Annotated in this window: 16 protein-coding genes and 1 pseudogene; 8 read left to right on the top strand and 9 right to left on the bottom strand. The window is 66.4% G+C overall.

Features of this window, described 5'->3' with window-relative positions:
* Window positions 1–59 precede the first annotated feature (59 nt).
* The 8 genes from C0617_RS07995 to C0617_RS07960 form a co-directional block, all read right to left on the bottom strand.
* The gene (locus tag C0617_RS07995; RefSeq protein ID WP_291316496.1) at window positions 60–392 is read right to left on the bottom strand and encodes a DUF2007 domain-containing protein; all 333 of its coding nucleotides are present in this window, start codon (window positions 390–392) and stop codon (window positions 60–62) included.
* A 23-nt stretch (window positions 393–415) separates the two neighbouring features.
* A complete protein-coding gene (locus tag C0617_RS07990; protein ID WP_291316495.1) occupies window positions 416–1,543 on the bottom strand; it encodes a ribonuclease D in 1,128 nt (375 codons plus the stop codon).
* Between the two features lie 42 nt (window positions 1,544–1,585).
* Entirely contained in the window at window positions 1,586–2,692 is a 1,107-nt protein-coding gene (gene mutY, locus C0617_RS07985) for an A/G-specific adenine glycosylase (protein ID WP_291316494.1), read from the bottom strand.
* A 57-nt stretch (window positions 2,693–2,749) separates the two neighbouring features.
* Window positions 2,750–3,799, bottom strand: coding sequence for a histidinol-phosphate transaminase (gene hisC, locus C0617_RS07980; protein WP_291316493.1), 1,050 nt, complete (start codon window positions 3,797–3,799; stop codon window positions 2,750–2,752).
* A 65-nt stretch (window positions 3,800–3,864) separates the two neighbouring features.
* Window positions 3,865–4,917: a cyclic dehypoxanthinyl futalosine synthase gene (gene mqnC / locus C0617_RS07975; RefSeq protein WP_363324361.1), complete on the bottom strand. Its 1,053-nt coding sequence runs from the start codon at window positions 4,915–4,917 to the stop codon at window positions 3,865–3,867.
* 161 nt (window positions 4,918–5,078) lie between these two features.
* Entirely contained in the window at window positions 5,079–6,158 is a 1,080-nt protein-coding gene (gene mqnE, locus C0617_RS07970) for an aminofutalosine synthase MqnE (RefSeq protein WP_291316491.1), read from the bottom strand.
* A gap of 111 nt (window positions 6,159–6,269) precedes the next feature.
* The gene (locus tag C0617_RS07965; protein ID WP_291316490.1) at window positions 6,270–6,875 is read right to left on the bottom strand and encodes a flavin prenyltransferase UbiX; all 606 of its coding nucleotides are present in this window, start codon (window positions 6,873–6,875) and stop codon (window positions 6,270–6,272) included.
* A gap of 90 nt (window positions 6,876–6,965) precedes the next feature.
* Window positions 6,966–7,841: a UbiA-like polyprenyltransferase gene (locus tag C0617_RS07960; protein ID WP_291316489.1), complete on the bottom strand. Its 876-nt coding sequence runs from the start codon at window positions 7,839–7,841 to the stop codon at window positions 6,966–6,968.
* 225 nt (window positions 7,842–8,066) lie between these two features.
* Between C0617_RS07960 and C0617_RS07955 the strand changes: the two genes are divergently transcribed.
* The 4 genes from C0617_RS07955 to C0617_RS07940 all read left to right on the top strand — a co-directional run bounded on the left by C0617_RS07955 (window position 8,067) and on the right by C0617_RS07940 (window position 12,788).
* On the top strand, window positions 8,067–9,170 hold the full coding sequence (locus C0617_RS07955) for a cytochrome c peroxidase (protein WP_291316488.1): 1,104 nt from the start codon (window positions 8,067–8,069) through the stop codon (window positions 9,168–9,170).
* A 10-nt stretch (window positions 9,171–9,180) separates the two neighbouring features.
* Window positions 9,181–10,257, top strand: coding sequence for a metallophosphoesterase (locus tag C0617_RS07950; protein WP_291316487.1), 1,077 nt, complete (start codon window positions 9,181–9,183; stop codon window positions 10,255–10,257).
* Between the two features lie 22 nt (window positions 10,258–10,279).
* On the top strand, window positions 10,280–10,687 hold the full coding sequence (locus C0617_RS07945; protein ID WP_291316486.1) for a hypothetical protein: 408 nt from the start codon (window positions 10,280–10,282) through the stop codon (window positions 10,685–10,687).
* 247 nt (window positions 10,688–10,934) lie between these two features.
* Complete coding sequence (locus C0617_RS07940; protein ID WP_291316485.1) at window positions 10,935–12,788, top strand: ATP-binding protein; 1,854 nt, start codon at window positions 10,935–10,937, stop codon at window positions 12,786–12,788.
* A gap of 167 nt (window positions 12,789–12,955) precedes the next feature.
* Here C0617_RS07940 and C0617_RS07935 read toward each other — a convergent pair whose 3' ends face one another.
* Window positions 12,956–13,489 (bottom strand): Slp family lipoprotein, encoded by a 534-nt coding sequence (locus C0617_RS07935; protein WP_291316484.1) that lies wholly within the window; start codon window positions 13,487–13,489, stop codon window positions 12,956–12,958.
* A gap of 301 nt (window positions 13,490–13,790) precedes the next feature.
* Here C0617_RS07935 and C0617_RS07930 point away from each other — a divergent pair.
* From C0617_RS07930 to C0617_RS07915, 4 genes and pseudogenes are all read left to right on the top strand, one after another.
* A pseudogene (locus tag C0617_RS07930) lies at window positions 13,791–14,345 on the top strand (hydantoinase/oxoprolinase N-terminal domain-containing protein); the annotation flags it as partial.
* Between the two features lie 6 nt (window positions 14,346–14,351).
* Complete coding sequence (locus C0617_RS07925; RefSeq protein WP_291316547.1) at window positions 14,352–15,767, top strand: hydantoinase/oxoprolinase family protein; 1,416 nt, start codon at window positions 14,352–14,354, stop codon at window positions 15,765–15,767.
* A complete protein-coding gene (locus tag C0617_RS07920; protein WP_291316483.1) occupies window positions 15,764–17,332 on the top strand; it encodes a hydantoinase B/oxoprolinase family protein in 1,569 nt (522 codons plus the stop codon). Before C0617_RS07925 ends, C0617_RS07920 begins: the two co-directional genes overlap by 4 nt.
* Window positions 17,333–17,621: 289 nt before the next feature.
* Window positions 17,622–18,689, top strand: a 1,068-nt coding sequence (locus C0617_RS07915) for a UbiD family decarboxylase (protein WP_291316482.1), incomplete at its 3' end; no start/stop codon positions are given.

Below are 18,689 nucleotides of genomic sequence, written 5' to 3'. Positions count from 1 at the left end.
AAGGAGCAAGGCAACCTGCATCACTATGTTCCCACTCCACTGCCTTTTCTCGTCACCCGTCACTCATCACCCGTCACGGCCGTCCTCCGCCGGCCGCACTTCCAGCAGGCGCCGAACTGCCCCTCGAGCCGCTCCCCGCAGCCGGCGCAGGTCCAGGGTTCTCCCGGCGGCCCGTCCTCGAGCCAGTTCTCCAGGAGGGCCTTCGCCCGCGGATAGACCTCGTCGTCCACCACCCACAGCTCGGGAAAGCACTCGGTGAATGGGATTTCCCCCAGCGCGGCGAAGAGCCTCTCGTTGCGCAGGACGCAGGCGACCCCCTCCTTTTCCAGGAACTCCTTCAGCAGGCCCGCCTGGGCCCGCTCGGCAAGGCCGAAGGTGCGCAATTTCTTCATCGGGTGATCGCCCCGGCCGCCGCCTAGCCGGACCCAAGCGCGGCGAGAATCCCTTCCCCGAGAACCTCCCTCTGCCAGTTCTTCAGGGCGGGGAGGTCGGCGAGATCCTCCGCCCCCCGCGGCGGGCACCGTGAGACCTCCTCCAGCAGGGCGTTGTTGATAACGATGCCCGGGTCCATCTCCATTTCCTGCGCCTTTTTCCGCCGCCACGCCTTGAGGAGAAGCAGTCGCTTCTCGGCGGCGGGATCCCGCTCGGCCCTCGGGGTCCGGGGAAAGACGGGCAGATCCCCTTCGGGCAGGTTCCGCCCCTTCTCCACCGCCTCGAGAAGCCTGCGGCCGTAACGGTCTACAACCCGGGGGAAGAGCCCCTCCAGCCCGACAAGGCCGCGCAGGGTGGGGGGCTGGACACGGGCGACCTCCAGAAGGGCCTTGTTGCCGACCACCTTGAAGGGGGGACAATCGCGGCGCTCGGCCTCACCGTCCCGCCACCGCAGGAGTTCCTCCAGAACCCCGAGCTGGCGCCGGTCGAGCCTCCCCGCGCCCTTGATCCTCAGGCACATCGGCCCTTCCTGCCCGGCGAAGCGCCCTTGCTCCAGCAGGGAGAACTCCTCGGACACCCAGGCAAGACGCCCCTTCTCCTTGAGCTTGTCCTCGAGCAGCTCGACCAACCGGTGCAGGTGGCGGGTGTCCTCGGCGGCGTACCGGATCATCCCCTCGGGCAGGGGGCGGATGGACCAGTCTGCCCTCTGGAATTTCTTGTCGAGCTCGACGCCGAAGTACTTGTTCAGAACGTCGGCCAAACCGACCTTTTCCTCCCCGATGAACTGGGAGGCGATCATGGTGTCGAAGAGACCACGGATTTCGATGCCGAAGTCCCGGTTCAGGCAGCGAACGTCGTAGTCGGCGGCGTGAAAGATCTTGCGCACGCCCGGATCGGCGAGCAGCGGCACCAGGGAAGAGAGATCCTCCACGGCGAGGGGATCGACGAGGACGGTGCGGGAAGGCGTTGAAAACTGCAGCAGGCAGACCTTTTCCCGGTAGTTGTGCATGGAGTCGGCCTCGAGGTCGACGGCAATGACCGGCTCGCGCTTCAGCTCCTCGACAAAGCGGTTAAGGTCGGCAGGATCGGTCAGAACAGGTGTATCAGGCATGAAACTCTCCAGAATCGTTTAAATCGCTACATCATGCCAGCATCAGACGGCGCTGGCAAGGTGATCGAGGGCCTTTTTGTGAGCCCCGTGCAAAGGAAGGACGGTCAGCTCCCCCGGAGAAAGCCAGCGGTCCTGCGCACCCTCCCCCACCCGAAAGGTCTCTTCGACTTCCCCCCGCAGCAGGTGCAGATCGAGGCGGAAATGACTGTAGACGTGCCGGACCCGCCCCGCCGGGCGGAGTTCTCCGGCCAGGCCCATATCCCGAAGGAGGGCCTTCCCCGCGGCTAGGGGCTCGCTCCCTTCGGGCACGCCGCCCCCCGGGAATTCCCACAGCCCGCCCAGCATCCCCTCCAGGGGCCTGCGGCGCACCAGGAATCGCCCTTCCCTCTCCAGCAGCAGCGCCACCTCGGTCCGCTGCGGCACCACCCTGCCCTTCCGCCGAAGCGGCAGCTCCGCCTCCACCCCCATCCTGCGCGCCCGGCACAGCCCCTCGAGAGGGCAGGCAGGACAGTCCGGGCGGCGGGGAATGCAGATCGTGGCCCCTAGGTCCATGATCGCCTGGGCGTAGTCGTGGGGCCGGTCGGCCGACGTCAGTTCCTCGGCCCAGGCCCACAGCCGCTTTTCCGAAGCCGAGGCGCGCGGGTCCTCCTTCAGGGCATAGAGGCGGCAGAGAACCCGGCGCACGTTGCCGTCGAGGATCGGGGCCTTGCGGTCGAAGGCGATGGAAAGAATCGCCCCGGCGGTTGAGCGCCCTACCCCCGGCAGGGACATCAGCCCCTCCAGGTCGTCGGGAAAGGAGCCGCCGAAGAGGGAGACGACCCTTTGGGCCGCGGCGTGCAGGTTGCGGGCCCGGGAATAGTAGCCGAGACCCGCCCACGACTCGATGACCTCCTCGACGGGAGCCGCCGCGAGGTCGGCCACGTTCGGAAAGCGCTCCAGGAACGTCTCGTAATAGGGGACGACCGCCGCCACCGTCGTCTGCTGGAGCATGACCTCCGAAAGCCAGACCCTGTAGGGGTCCCGAGTACGCCGCCAGGGCAGGTCGCGCCCCTGCCGCCCGTACCAGTCGAGGAGCCGTCCGGAGATGTCGGAGGGGGCGAAGAGAAATCCGTGATCCGAAAACGGTGATCGGTGATCGGTAAAAACCAAAACCTGTATTTCTTGCTATTACCCGTCACGCGTCACTTGTCACACGTCACGGCCCTTTCACCCGATCTCCGCGAGGGCGGCGACGGTCTTTTCCATCTCCTCCCGGGTTCCGATTGTGATGCGCAGGCCGTGGGACAGGAGGGGATCGGAGAAGTAGCGGACCAGGATCTTGCGCTCGAAGAGGGCGTCGTAGACCCTTTTGCCGTTGCGGTCGGGGGGGGTGGCGAAGACGAAATTGCCCCGGGAGGGGATCACCCCGTATTCGAGCACCCTCAGTTCCCCGGTGAACCAGGCCCGGGTCTGGCGGATCTTCTCGACGCAGCCGCGGAGGTAATCCTGGTCGGAGAGGGACGCTACCGCCGCCGCCTGGGCGAGCCGGTCGATGTTGTAATGATCGCGGATCTTGTCCAGCGCCGCGATCACCTCCGGGCGGGCAATCGCCAGGCCGAGGCGCATCCCGGCCAGGGAATAGCTCTTGGAAAGGGTGCGGGTGACCACCACGTTAGGGCACTTCCTGACCAGGGGCAGAGCGTTCTCGTCGGCGAAATCTACATAAGCCTCGTCGACCACGAGCATGCCGGCGACCCGCCCGGCCAGCTCCTCGATGAACTCCAGGGGGTAGGTGAAACCCAAGGGGGCGTTGGGGTTGGTGAGGAAGAAGAGCTTTCCCTCGTAGAGCTCCGGAAAGTCCGCCAACTCCCACTTGTCGGTCAGGCCGAAGGTGCGCACCCGCGCCCCTTGGATTCCGGCCAGGGTCGCGTAGTAGGAGTAGGAGGGGTGGACGTAGGCGATCTCCTCGCCCTCCCCTGCGAAGGCGCGGATAAGGTTGTTGAGCAGCTCGTCGGAGCCGTTGGCCATGATGACCCACGCGGGGTCGAAGCCGTAGAGGCGGGCCGCCTCCTCCCGGGCCGCCGAGCTGGGAGGGTCGGGGTACTTGCGCAGCCCCTCACCGTCCCCCAGTTCCGCCCGGATCGCCTCGGCCACCCTCGGCGACGGCGGGTAGGGGTTCTCGTTGGTGTTGAGCTTGATCCAGGCCCCTTCGTCCTTCGGCTGGAAGCCGGGAACGTAGCCGTCCATCTCGGCGATGTTTTTGCGTAATGGGATCATAAAATCTCCAAAGTCCGATACGATTCGCTTGCGTATCCCTTCTCCCTCAGGGAGAGGGGAACAATTCAATACTCCTCCAGAATCTCGTACAGGGTATTCCGCTTCGCCGGGACGAATCCCGCCCCCCGGGCGATCTCGACGACCTCTTCCTGCGACATGCGGAAGGCGCAGCCCGCTGCGGCGACCACGTTCTCCTCGAGCATGGTCCCGCCGAGATCGTTTGCGCCGAAGAAGAGAGCGACCTGGGCCATCATCGCCCCCTGGGTCACCCAGCTCGCCTGGATGTTCTCCACGTTGTCGAGGACGATGCGGGACAGGGCCAGCACCTTGAGGTACTCGACCCCGCTCGCCGTCTCCCCGCCGAGTTCGGTGTTGCTCGGCTGGAAGGTCCAGGGGATGAAGGCGGTGAAGCCGCCGGTCCGCTCCTGGATCTCCCGGATCCGGAACAGATGCTCGACGATGTCCTCCGGCGCTTCCTTGGAGCCGAACATCATCGTCGCCGTGGTGCGCATCCCGAGGGCGTGCGCCTCCTCCATGACCGCGGCCCAGTCCCGCCAGCCGATCTTGTTGGGGGAGATCTCTTTCCTGACCGCGTCGACGAGGACCTCCGCCCCGCCGCCCGGCACCGAGTCGAGCCCGGCGGCCTGCAGGCGGCGCAGGCACTCTGGCATGGAGAGGTCCGAGAGCCCGGCGACGTGGATGACCTCGGCGGGCGAGAGGGAATGGACCTGCACCCCCGGAAAACGCTCCTTGACCAGGCGGAAGAGCTCCTCGAACCAGCCGATCTTCAAGTCGGGATGCAGCCCTCCCTGCATGAGAAGCTGGGTGCCGCCGTGCTCGACCAGTTCAGCGATCTTGCCGAGGATCGTGGGGTAGTCGAGAACGTAGGCGTCCTCCGCGCCGGCATCGCGGTAAAAGGCGCAGAATTTACACTTGGACTGGCAGACGTTGGTGTAGTTGACGTTGCGGTCGACGACGAAGGTCACCCGGCCGTGGGGGTGCTTCTCCCTCCGCACGAGATCAGCCTGCCTGCCGACCTCGAGCAGGTCGGCCTCAGTGAGAAGCCGTAGGGCCTCCTCGCGAGTCACCGGCGCGCCCCCTGCCATCTTTTCGACCATCGGTTCCAACTTGTCCAAAACCTTCCTCACGCCCGTTCGCTCCGATCACTCAAGTCCGCAATGGCCGCAGAGAATGACAAAACCGCACCGGACACGGATCAAATCTGATCACCACGGATTTTAAAACTCGTCACGCGTTACGCGTTACGCGTCACGGTTTCTCAACAAACAGTCAGCTCATTGTACAGCGTATCCCTCTCCACCGGGGTCCGGCCGGCCTTGCGGATCATGGCGCAGAGCTGCTCTTTGGAGAGGGCCTGGGGCGAGGCGGCTCCGGCGTCGTGGCCGATCTTCTCCTCGACCACCGTGCCGTCGATGTCGTTGACCCCGAAGGCGAGGGAGACCTGGGCGATCTTCAGCCCGAGCATCACCCAGTAGGCCTTGACGTGGTCGAAGTTGTCGAGGTAGATGCGGCTGATCGCCAGGGTCTTCAGTGCGTCGGCGCCGCCGACCCCTTTCGCCCCGGGCACCCGGGTGTTGTCCGGCTGGAAGGCGAGGGGGATGAAGGCCTGAAAGCCGCCGGTGGCATCCTGCAGGGTGCGCAACCGGCCGAGGTGGTCGACCCGGTCGCCGTACCCCTCGAGATGGCCGAAGAGCATGGTGGCGTTGGTCTTGAGCCCCGAGCGGTGGACCTTCTCCGTCACCTCCAGCCAGCGCTCGCCGCTGATCTTCTCCGGGCAGATTTTTTGCCGCACCTCGGCGGCGAAGATCTCCGCCCCGCCGCCCGGCATGGAGCCGAGGCCCGCCCCCCGCAGCTCGTCGATCACCTGCTCCACGCTCTGGCCTGTCAACCCGGCGAAATAGTCGATCTCCACTGCGGTGAAGGCCTTGATGTGCAGCTGCGGGGAGTCGGCCCGAAGGGCGGCGAGCATCTCCAGGTAAAAATCGAAGGGGAGGTCCGGGTGCAGCCCGCCCACCATGTGGATCTCCGTCGCCCCCGCGGCGACCGCCTCGGCCGCCTTCTCCAGGATGTCGTTCAGGGCCAGGGTGTAGCAGCCCTCGTCCTCCACCTCCCGGCAGAAAGCGCAGAAGGTGCAGCGGTTGACGCAGAGGTTGGTGTAGTTGATGTGGCGGTTGACGTTGAAAAAAACCCTGTCGCCGTTCCTTCGCCGGTTGGCGAGGGCGGCCAGTTCGCCGACGGCGAGCAGATCGTTCGACTCGAACAGGGCCAACGCCTCGGCGTCGGAAACCCGGGCGCCGGCTTCGATCTTGGTGCGGATGTTTTCGAATAATCTGGTCATAGATAAATGCGGTGACGTGTGACGCGTGACAAGTAACAGCAGCAAAATCGTAAGAACATGTTATTGATGGCTTTTCGGATCACCCGTCACGCGTCACGGGCCTTGCCCCCCTCACGGCCCTTCCTCCCCCCAGCGCCGGAACAGCTTGTGCGGAACGCCGAGGCTGTCGAGAGTCTTGCCGACCACGAAGTCGATCAGGTCCTCGATCGTCTCCGGCTTGCCGTAGAAGGCCGGCATGGCCGGCAGGATGTGGGCGCCGGCTCGGGAGAGCTTGAGCAGGTTTTCGAGATTTATCTGGTTCAGGGGGGTCTCGCGGGGGACCAGGATCAGGTCGCGGCGCTCCTTGAGGGCGACGTCGGCGACCCTCTCGATCAGGTTGTCACTGATCCCTGCGGCGATGCGCCCCGCCGTCCCCATGGAGCAGGGAACGACGACGACGGCGTCGGGGGCGGAGGAGCCGCTGGCGGCGGGGGCGAAGAGGTCGTCCTCGGCGTAGTGCTCGAGGCGGCTGTTGCCCTCGAAGTAGTCGCGCATCAACTCCCTGCGCTCGGAGACCGACCCCTCCCACTCGAGGCCCGTCTCGTAGCGCAGCACCTCCAGACCGGCACGTGTCAAGAGCAGGGTCACCCGGCATTCGGCCCTGAGCAGTTCCTCGACCAGGCGCAGTCCGTAAACGGAACCGGAGGCCCCGGTGATGGCGACGACAATCTGTTTCATGGCGGAATCCGTGACAAACAGCAGGTGACAAGTAACGCGTGACGAGTAAAAGCCAATCTTTCTTACTTACAACTGATAGCTGCGACTAAATCAAACCAGCGCATCGACCAGGGTGAAAGCGAAGATGGTCACGCTGATGTAGCCGTTCATGTTGAAGAAGGCCGCGTCGAGCCGGGAGAGGTCGTCCGGCTTCACAAGCAGGTGCTCGTAGACGAGCAGGCCCGTCACCGCCAGCACCCCGGCAAAGTAGATCCAGCCCAGGCCCGTCCCGACCAGCAGAAGCAGAAGGAGGAAGACCATGGCGACGTGGAAAATGCGCACCAGGACGATGGAGCGCTTCACCCCCAGTCGGGAAGGGATAGAGTGCAGTCCCTTCTCCCGGTCGTAGTCCAGATCCTGCAGGGCGTAGAAGATGTCGAAGCCCGCCACCCAGAACAGCACCGCCAAACCGAGGACCAGGACCTGCCAGCCGACGTCGCCGCGCAGGGCGATCCAGGCCCCGACCGGGGCGGCGGCCAGGCAGATACCGAGGACCACGTGGGCCAGGGCGGTGAAGCGCTTGCAGAAAGCGTACAGCACGAAGAAGAGGAGGGCCACCGGGGCCAGGTAGAAGCAGAGGGGGTTGAGCATCCAGGCTGCAACGAGGAGCAGGCCGCAGGATCCGAGGACGAAGAGCCAGGCTTCGGTGCGGGAGACCTTGCCTGCGGGGATGTGGCGCTCGGCAGTGCGCGGGTTCTCGGCGTCGATCCGGGCGTCGATAATGCGGTTGAGACCCATCGCCCCGCTGCGCGCACCGACCATCGCCAGGCAGATCCAGAAGATCTGCCCGGCAGTCGGGGGCGCGCCGGTCTTCAGGGAGGCCAGCACCACGCCCATCAGGGCGAAGGGAAAGGCGAAGATCGTGTGGGAGAATTTGATCATCTCCAGCAGGGTCCGGGTCTTTTCGAACAGGGTCGCGGTTGCCATCGCTTGCTTTCGCATTCAGGGATCAGAGGGTGACGTTTGGGTAAATTGACAGTTTACACTCACGATATCCCATGGACAAGACCTTTCATCGGCCCCGATGGCGCTCCGGCAGGGGATTCCGCTTCCGCTCAGCCGGCCGGGCGGCCCTCCAGGGCGCCTTGACAAGAGTCGATTTCGGGATATAGGTGACTACGGGCTAACAAGCTGACCCGACGGGAGGTTCCCATGAAAAAGCTCGCCGCCACCCTCTGCTCCCTCGCCCTGCTGGCCGGTGGTACGCCCCTGCTGGCCGCCGACCCGCCGCTGGGCCTGCCGCCGGTGCCGATCCCCTCCGACAACCCCCAGACCCCCGAAAAGATCGCCCTCGGCAAGCGCCTCTACGAGGACAAGCGCTTCAGCGCCGACGGCACGGTGGCCTGCGCCAACTGCCACCTCCCCGAAAAGGCCTTCGCCGACGGGTTGCCGGTAGCCGAGGGCATCGACGGACAGGCCGGAACCCGCAATTCGCCCTCCGTCGTCAACGCCGCCTACTACACGGCCCAGTTCTGGGACGGACGCCGCGCCAGCCTCGAGGAGCAGGCAAAGGACCCCTTCCTCAACCCCGTTGAGCACGGCCTGAGCAGCCACGAACCGATCCTGGAGGTCATCCGAAGCGACCCGACCTACCCGGACCAGTTTCAGCAGGTGTTCGGCGTCGAACCGGCGCAGATTACCATCGACCACGCGGTCAAGGCGATCGCCAGCTTCGAGCGGACGGTGATCAGCGGCGACTCCCCCTTCGACCGCTACCAGTACGGCGGCGACAAGACCGCCATGAGCGAAGGGGCGATCCGGGGGCTGGATGTGTACCACAACAAGGGGCGCTGCCAGAGCTGCCACGCCATCGAACAGACGAGCGCCCTGTTTATCAACAACGATTTCCACAACCTTGGAGTCGGTTTCAAAAAGATCGAACCTCGGCTGATGGAAATCGTCACGGCCTACCGGACCGCCCATGCCAAAGGCGAGGCGGTCGATGAAACGGTTGTCTCCACGTCCGATGTCTCGGAGCTGGGGCACTTCGTGGTGACCCTGCGCCCCTCGGACATCGGCAAGTTCAAGACCCCGACCTTGCGCAACATCGCGGTGACCGCACCCTACATGCACGACGGCAGCGTGCAGACCCTGGAAGAGGTCATCGAGCTCTACGACCGGGGAGGCGAAGCCAACCCGATGCTCGACGGCGGCATCCGGGTCCTTGACCTGAACGAACAGGAAAAAGCCGATCTGGTCGAGTTCATGAAACACCTGACCAGCCCCGAGTACGCCCATCTCCAAACCTCGAAATAAGGAGGGCCGCATGAACGCAGCAATCAGTCGACGACGATTCATCAAGCAGCTCGGGGCGGCCGCCGCCGTCTCTGCGGTGCCCCTCGGCCTGGTCAAGGTCGCCTGGGGCGCGAAGCAGGGAGAGGACTTCACTTTCGCCTACATCTCCGACCCCCACATCACCCAGGTCAGCGGGACCAAGTTCGTCAACAACTTCGACAAGGGGCTGCAGAAGGCGGTCACCGAGGTCAACTTCATGTTCCCCCAGCCGGACTTCGTCGTTTTCGGCGGGGACCTCGCCCAGCTCGGCAAGAAGGAGGAACTCGACCACGGCCTGGAGATGATGTCCAAGCTCAGCGCCCCGGTCAAGTGGGTCATCGGCGAGCACGACTACTACCTCGACCTGGGCAAGTACTGGGAGGAGAAGATCAGCCCCCTCCACTACAGCTTCGACCACAAGGGGGTCCATTTCGTGGTGCTCAACAGCATCCTCACCGACGACGACTGGACCCACAAGCGCTGGCCGACCGCCGCCGAACGGATGGGGCAGATGGCCCGCCTCGACAACCCCAACGGCTCGCCCTTCATGGTCAAGGAGAAGCAGCGCAAGTGGCTGGAGAAGGACCTGGCCGGTCTCGACAAGGACACCCCGCTGATCGTCATGTCCCACTCGCCCCTCTACAAGATCTACAAGGGCTGGAACTTCTGGACCGAGGACGCCGAGCAGGTCCAGGCCCTGCTCCATCCCTTCAAGAAAGTGACCGTCCTGCACGGTCACGTCCACCAGGTCCTCTACAACCAGATCGGCAACATCACCTTTCAGGCCATGATGTCCACCGCCTGGCCCTGGCCCTACCCGGTCAGCTACGCCCAGGCGAAGAACGCGGTCCCCGAGATGACCGTCTTCATGAACCGCGCAGACCCCTTCCACGAGCGCGATGCCACCGGCTGGTCGTCCATCGGCCTTGAGAGGGGCCGGGTGGTCAACAACTACGAGCTGTGGCAGAACTCCCCGCGCACGGTGCGCTACGACGAAGAGCTCGGCCGCCCGGTAGACAGCAGGCACCAGGCCCCGACCAGCCGGATTCTGCCCCAGACCCACTATTGATTGCGAAAAAGGAGGAGTCCCCATGCGGAAAACGATAGTCCTCAGTACCCTGACGCTCCTTCTGCTCGCGGCCTTCGCCCTGCCCTCGGCCCTTGCCGACGAATTCACCGAGGCCGACATGAAAAAGTGGCAGGAGGATTTCATGGCCGTGGTCGCCGAGGGGGACAGGCTCTTCCACAGCGCCCTCGGCAGCAATGCCGTCTCCTGCGACATGTGCCACCCCAACGCCACCAACAACCATCCTGAGACCTATCCCAAATTCCAGAAGCAGACCGGCAAGGTCATCGCCCTGCGGGACATGATCAACTGGTGCATCCAGAATCCCCTCGAGGGGAAGGAACTGGCCGCCGACGACCCGAAAATGATCGCCCTCGAGGCCTACATCACCTGGGAGCGGCGCGGGGTTCCGCTGGCGCCCGGGAAACACTGAACAAGGCAGGGAGGAGAGGGCCCCATGACTCCGGCAACCTCCTTCGCCTCGCCCGATCGTTCCGGGTCGCATTGAGGGCAAAACCAGATCCTTTCCTACAGGGCGCCTCCGGCAGGGGGCGCCCTGCTCTGCGCCCAAGCTGTTTTTCTTGCCCCGCCACACAAACTAATGATAATCTTCCGAGGACTTTGATCAAAAAACAGGCCCAGCACCCTCTCTCCGACATTCGCTAAACAGGGGGACGGACATGCTCAAGATTAAGTTCCTGCGGAACATTCTGTTCCTCTCAGCGGCGCTCGCCCTCCTTTTCCCCCTCTTCAACAATCTTTTCACCTACCCCGCCTACCAAGAACTCCTGACCCACGAGACCGAGTCCGAGGCGGTCCGGTACGTGAAGTACCTGACCCATACCCTGGGATTGGACAAGCGCAGGCTCGAGAAGGGCAACCTGCCCGCGCACATTACCGAGGAAGTGGGAGCCCTTCGGAGCGACGCCCTGCTGGTCAAGCTGCGGGTCTTTTCACCGTCGGGCGAAATCGTCCATTCCTCCGTTCCGGAGGAAGTGGGGACCGTCAACCGGAAGGCCTACTTTCGGGAAATCGTCGCAAAGGGCGGAATCTACTCCAAGGTCGTCCAGAAGGATTCCTTCACCGCCGAGCACCAGCCGACAACGATCGACGTGGTCGAAACCTACGTGCCGATCATGACCGAAGACGGCTTCGGCGGGGCGGTCGAAGTCTACTACGACATCACCGAAAACCGAAGAGGGGTGGAATCCCTCACCTTCCGTTCAAGCCTGCTGGAGGGGGCCCTCGCCGCCGCATTTCTGGTTATCATCCTCCTGGTCCTGTCGAGGGCCAGAAAGACCATCGAGGCCCGCGAACTGGCCCAGGCCGAACTGGAGAAGGCCAAGGAGGAGCTGGAGCAGCGGGTCCGGGAGCGCACCGCCCAGCTCACCGAGTCCAACAGCCAGTTGGTGCAGGAGGTGGCCGAGCGTAAAAAGGCGGAGGACTCCCTGCGGCTGGCCCTGGAGGAGACCGAGTCCACCCGGCGGAAAACAGCCGGGATCCTGGAGTCGGTGCAGGACGGGATGCTGGTCACCGACGGCCACCGCCGGATCGTGATGATGAACCCCGCAGCCGAGCAGACCCTCGGCCTTCAACTGGAGAAGGTAAAAGGACAATCGATCGAAACCGCGCTGAGGCAAACCTCCCTGAAAGACAGTCTGGGCCCTGCCCTGAAAGGGACAGGAGCGGACGGCCATTTCGACTTCTCCCTGGAGAGCGACGCGTCAAGGCACCCCCGGATCTTCAAAACCCGCACCTTCCCGCTCGAGAAGAGCCAGGGGTCCATTTTCCTCATGCAGGATGTCACCGGAGAGCGGGAAGTCGAGCGCATGAAGAGCGAGTTCGTCGCCATGACGACTCATGAACTGCAAACTCCGCTCACTGCGATCATGGGATATTCGGAACTGCTGATGCACCAGGACAACACCCCGTTCAGCCCCGAGGCCCGGAAAGAATTCATCGGCCAGATCCACGTCCAGGCCGAAGCCCTCTCCCGGATCATCGACGACCTGCTCAACCTCAGCCAGGTCGAATCGGGCCTGACCCTGCCCTTGAAAAAAACCGTCTTTCCGGTGGGCGATTTAATCCAACAGGCCGTGGACACGTTTCGCCGCAGAAGCAGCAGACACCGCTTCGAAGTTCACCTGCCCCGAGAGCAGGTCGAACTGGAGGCCGATCACGGCCGAATCGCCCAGGTTCTGGGCAACCTTCTTTCCAACGCCGTCAAGTACTCGCCCGAGGGCGGCTTGATAAAGGTCTGCGGCGAGGCGACCGAAGGCCGTTACACGATTGCCGTGAGCGACCAGGGCATGGGCATGAGCCAGGAGCAGGCGGAGAGAGCCTTCGATCTCTTCTACCGGGCCGACTCCTCGAACACGGCCCTGCGCGGAACGGGCATCGGCCTGAGCATCGTCAAGCAATTCGTGGAGGCCCACGGCGGAGAGGTCCGGATAACAAGCGAACCGGGCCGCGGGACCCTCTTCCAGATCACCCTCCCCCTCAAAACCGCCGATGCGGCAGCGGCCTCGGGATAGGAATACCGAATGTCCCCCGGCCACAGCCACCAACCCGGCGCAGTCCCTGGCATCCGCCCCTCCCCCACCCTAAAAGCTCAAAAAGGCCCGACCCGCCCATCCGGTTGCGGTCCCTTCAGAAGAAACCCCAGGTCCTCCTCATTTTTCGGTGCCCGGTCTTCCGCCCCCTACCAGCAGCGCCAGGGGTAGCGGTGCCGGTGGCGGTAGGGATAGTCCCAGAAGGGATCGCACCAGGGGTCGTAGCCGTAGGGATAGTGGTAATAAGCCGGCTCCAGCGGGCGCGGCCAGAGGTGGATCGCGCCGATGCCGAAGAGGGGGACGGAGGGAGCCGCCCCGCCGGGGGCGACGGTGCCGGTGAAGGTCACCAGCCGCCCCTGCTCGAAGGAGCCGGGGTCGAGGATGGTGGAGGATCGAGCCACGAGCCGGCCGCACTCCTCGTCGGGCTCCTCGGGCCGGTCGCGGCGGCCGAGGCGGTAGCAGGCGATCTCCAGGGTCGATCCCTCGCGGCCGGCGTCATGGTGGACGATCATCCCGCCCAGCAGCAGGGTCTTGCCGACGAAGGCCCCGGGGTCGGCCTTGACCTCGGCGTACTCGACCTCCCAGTTCACCTCCGAGGTCGCCTCCCTCGGCAGGGGGTAGCCCCAGCCGAGGAGGACCGCCGCGGCCGACACAAGCCCAAAAATCCGTAGCGCGTTTTTCATGGCAGCCCCCACGTGTCTCGGTTCTTTCAGGAATTCCGGGGGGTTGAAAAACCTCCCCGTGTGACGCAGCCGGAGCGAAGTGGCCATTTTGTGAAAGAGGCGGGCGAAACCCGCCGGTTCCCGGTCAGGGGAAAAAGCAGGAAACGCTGCCCTGAGGTCGCCAGCGGGTGGGAGTCCCCGATTCCCTGAAAGGCTTATTTCCAGTGTAGCGGGCCGCTCCGCGCCGTCAACCGGCCACCGGCCGGGACCACGGGGAAAGCCGCTTGGCGACCGGAGGCAAATGGGGTAAGATCGCCGGACCATGGATTCCCGCGCTCTCCATATCCCCCTCGTCGGGGTCGACACCGGCGGCACCTTCACCGACCTGGTCCTGGTCGAGAAAGGCGCCGTGCGCACCTACAAGCTCCCCTCCACCCCCGACGACCCCTCCCGGGCGGTTCTGGAGGGGGTCCGCCACCTCCTCGGCGACGGCGAGGCCCTCGTCTTCCACGGCTCCACGGTGGCCACCAACGCCCTGCTCGAGGGGAAGGGCTCCCGGGTCGCCCTGATCGTCACCGAGGGATTCCGCGACCTGCTTCTCATCGGCCGCCAGAACCGTCCCGACCTCTACGCCCTGCACCCCCGGCGCCGCCCCCCCCTCGTCCCCCGGGAGCGGACCGTGGAGGCCCCCGGGCGGATCCTTCCCGACGGTGCGGAGGAGACGCCCCTGAGGGAGGAGGGGGTCGCCCGGACCGTGGCCGCCGTTCGGGAGACGGGGTGCGACTCGGTCGCTCTCTGCCTCCTTCACGCCTACGCCAACCCCGCCCACGAGGCCGCCCTGCAGGACGCCCTCGAGAAGGCGGGCCTGCGGGTCAGCNACCGCATCCTCCCCGAGTACCGGGAGTTCGAGCGGGCCTCGACCACGGCGGTCAACGCCTCGGTCTCCCCGGTCATGGAGCGCTACATCGGCCGCCTGCAACAGGGATTGGGGGCGGGGCACCTGAAGATCATGCAGAGCAACGGCGGCTCGATCCTGGCCGAAACCGCCGGCCGCGAGGCGGTCCGCACCATCCTCTCCGGCCCCGCCGGCGGCATGGTCGGCGCCTTCCGCACGGCGCAGGCCGCCGGTTTCGAAAAGGTCGTCACCTTCGACATGGGGGGGACGAGCACCGACGTCGGCCTGTGCGACGGGGCCATCCCCTTCTCCTCGGAGACGGTCATCGCCGGCTGGCCGGTGAAGGTGCCGATGATCGACATCCACACCGTCGGCGCCGGGGGCGGCTCCATTGCCCGCCTCGACGCCGGCGGCGCCCTGCGGGTCGGACCGGAGAGCGCCGGGGCCGACCCCGGCCCGGTCTGCTACGGCAGAGGGAGCGAAGTCACCGTCACCGACGCCAACCTCTACCTCGGCCGCCTGCTGCCGGGCCGCTTCCTCGGCGGGCGCAGGCCCCTGCACGAGGAGCGCTGCCGGGATGCGGTACAGGAACTTGCGGCCCGGGCGGGGCTCGCCCCGGTCCGGCTCGCCGAAGGCGTCCTGGAGGTGGCCGAGGCGACCATGGCCGGGGCGCTGCGGGTGGTCTCGGTGGAACGGGGCTATGATCCCCGGGACTTCACCCTCCTCCCCTTCGGCGGCGCCGGGGGGCTGCACGCCTGCGCCCTGGCGGAGAAGCTGGCCATCCCCCGCATCCTCCTTCCGGTCCACCCGGGGCTCCTGTCGGCCGTCGGCATGGTCCTCTCCGACTCGATCCGGGACTACTCCCTCTCGGTGCTGCGCCCCGGCGGGGCGGAATCAGGGGAGCTCGCGGCCCTCTTCGCCCCCCTCGAGGAGCAGGCCCGCCGTGAGATGACGGCCGAAGGGGTCGCCGAGGGAGGGCTGGTACTGCGCTTCTCCCTCGACATGCGCTACCGGGGCCAGTCCTTCGAGGTGAACGTCCCCTTCGAGGGGGACTTCCGCGCCGCCTTCGGCCGTCTGCACGAGCGCCGCTACGGCTACCGCGACGACGGGCGGGAACTGGAGATCGTCACCCTGCGCCTGCGGGCCGTCGGGTGCGGCCCCCACCCCGACCTGACCGCGGGGACCTGCCGCCGGGGGGAGGTCCGCCCCGCGGAGACGGTCCCGGTCGTCCTGGGAGGGGAGGTAACCCCCTGCCCTGTCTACGAACGCGAGGAGCTGCCCTGCGGCGGGGAGTTTCCCGGCCCGGCCCTGGTGGTGGAGGAGACCGCCACCCACCTCGTCGCCCCCGGCTGGCGGGCGCGGGTCGACGGGCGGAGCAACCTGGTGCTGGAGAGGTCTGGATGAAGAACATCGACCCCATCCGCCTCGAGGTGCTGAAGAACCGCTTCGCCTCCCTCACCGAGGAGATGGGGGCGGCCCTGATGCGCACCGCCTTCTCCCCCAATATCAAGGAGCGGCGCGACTTCTCCTGCGCCCTCTTCGACCGGGAGGGCGAGATGGTCGCCCAGGCGGCCCACATCCCCGTCCACCTCGGCTCCATGCCGCTGTCGGTGGCCGCCGCCCTCGGGCGGGCCGACCTGGCCCCCGGCGACATGGTCCTGCTCAACGACCCCTACCGCGGCGGCACCCACCTGCCCGACGTGACCCTGGTGACCCCGGTCTTCTTCGGCGAGGAGCGGCCCGCCTTCTATCTCGCCAACCGGGCCCACCACGCCGACGTCGGGGGGATGACCGCCGGCAGCCTCCCCCTCTCCACCGAGATCTTCCAGGAGGGGCTGCGCATCCCCCCGGTGAAGATCGTCCGCTGCGGGAAGATCGACCGGGAGCTGCTGGCGATGGTCCTGGCCAACGTGCGCACCCCCGTCGAACGGGAGGGGGACCTCACCGCCCAGATCGCCGCCAACCGGACCGGCGAGCGGCGCCTGCGGGAGATCGTGGAGGGCTGCGGCCTGGAGGAAACGGAAGGATACTGCCGGGCCCTGCTCGACTACGGGGCACGGATGATGGAGGAGGTGGTCGCCGCCATCCCCGACGGCAGCTACGCCTTCGAGGACCTCCTCGACGACGACGGCGCCGGCCTCGAGAACATCCCGGTCCGCTGCACCGTAACGATCCGGGGGAAAGAGGCGGTCGTCGATTTCTCGAAATGCGCCCCGCAGGTCCCCGGGTGCCTCAATGCGGTACGGGCCATCACCCTCTCGGCGGTTTTCTACGTCTTCCGCCTGCTGGCCCCTGAGGAGGTTCCGGGCAACGCCGGCTGCATGCGCCCGATCGGGGTCAGGACGAAGCCGGGGACGGTGGCCGACTGCACCTTCCCGGCGGCGGTCGCCGGGGGCAACGTGGAGACCTCCCAGCGCCTCGTCGACGTCCTCCTCGGCGCCCTCGCCCAGGCCCTGCCGGAGCGCATTCCGGCGGCCTCCTGCGGCTCCATGAACAACCTCACCGTCGGCGGGGCGGCCCCCGGCGGCGAGCTCTTCGCCTACTACGAGACGGTCGCCGGCGGCGCCGGCGGGGGACCGGCGGGCGAAGGGGCGAGCGGCATCCAGACCCACATGACCAACACCCTCAACACCCCGGTGGAGGCCCTCGAACACGCCTACCCCCTGAGGGTGCGCCGCTACGCCCTGCGGGTCGGTTCCGGCGGCCCCGGCCGCCACCGCGGCGGGGACGGCGTGACGAAAGAGATCGAACTGCTCGCCCCGGCGCGCATCACCCTCATCGGCGAGCGCCGCCGCACCGCCCCCTACGGACTGCAGGGAGGAGGCCCCGGCCGGAAGGGGCGCAACTGCCTGATCCGTGACGGCCGGGAGCGGAAACTGCCCGGCAAGTGCTCCATCGACGTCCGGGCGGGAGACCGGCTCCGCGTCGAGACCCCCGGCGGCGGCGGGTGGGGAGTCAGGGAAGATTAACGATTTCATCCCCTGTGACGATGCCGGCGCGGAGGGCTCTTTTTGAGAAAAAGGGGGGCAAATGTCTGAGGCGCAGCCGAGTTTTTGCCCTCCCTCAAAACGAGCGCGGAGCGGAGGGGACCCGAAGGGCAAGGAGCGGGGTGCCCTTTCTCTGCTTACTCTCTTTGGGCAAACAAAGAGAGTAAGGCGCCGGCCGGGGGCGCAACCCCGGGGTTTTACGATTGAAACGAAGTTTTTCCAGACAAGCCTCGCCGCCGGTTGATCAAACGCCGAAACAGGAGCACGCCCCTTGCCCTTTCACGACCTGAGCACCTTCATCGCCCGCCTGGAGACAGAGGGGGATCTGTGCCGAATCGCCGCCGAGGTCGACCCGCTGCTGGAGATCGCCGCGATCACCGACCGGGTCAGCAAGGGCGCCGGCGGCAACAAGGCCCTCCTTTTCGAGCGGGTCAAGGGGCACCCCTTTCCGGTCCTGACCAACCTCTTCGGCTCCCTTGACAGGACCGCCTCGGCCCTCGGGGCGGACGACCTCGAGGCCCTGGCCCGGCGCCTGGAGAGGGACCTGGCCGCCGCCCCCGGCGAATCGGCCGGGCAGAGACTGCGCGCCCTTGTCCGGTCCCCGGCCTGGGAACCGTGCGTGATCGAAACGCCCCCGTGCCGTGAAATCGTTCGCGACGCGCCGGACCTCTGTCTCCTTCCGGCCCTGCAGTCCTGGCCGGGGGACGGCGGACGCTACCTGACCCTCCCCCTGGTCTTCACCGCCGACCCCGAGACCGGGGAGACCAACTGCGGCATGTACCGGGTCCAGATCGTCGACGACTCCACGGCCCTGGTCCACTGGAAGGAGGGCTCGGGGGGGGCGGCCCACCACGCCGCCTGGCAGAGGCGGGGAGAACCGATGCCCGTGGCGATCGCCCTCGGCGGCCCACCCGCCCTGACCTACGCCGCCGGCGCGCCGTTGCCGGAGGGGGTCGAGGAGACCCGGTTCGCCGGTTACCTGCAGGGCGAACCGGTCGAGATGGCCGCCTGCCTGAGCAGCGGCCTGAGGGTGCCGGCCGCCGCCGAGTTCGTGATCGAGGGCTTCATCGACCCGGGAAAGACCGGGACCGAAGGGCCCTTCGGCAACCACACCGGGAGCTACGCCCCGGCCGGACCCTTTCCGCTCCTGCGGGTGAGCGCCCTGTGCCACCGCCGAGGGCCTCTCTTCCCGGCCACGATCGTCGGCCCGCCGCCGATGGAGGACTGCTTTCTGGGCAAGGCCACCGAGCGACTCTTCCTCCCGCTGCTGCGCCTGGAGGTCCCCGGGGTGCGGGACATCAACCTTCCGATCGAGGGCATTTTCCACGGCTGCGCCCTG

The organism is Desulfuromonas sp., assembly GCF_002868845.1.
Lineage (GTDB): Bacteria > Desulfobacterota > Desulfuromonadia > Desulfuromonadales > BM501 > BM501.
The sequence above is the reverse complement of the archived record's forward strand: the minus strand, read 5'-3'. Positions and strand labels throughout refer to the sequence as shown.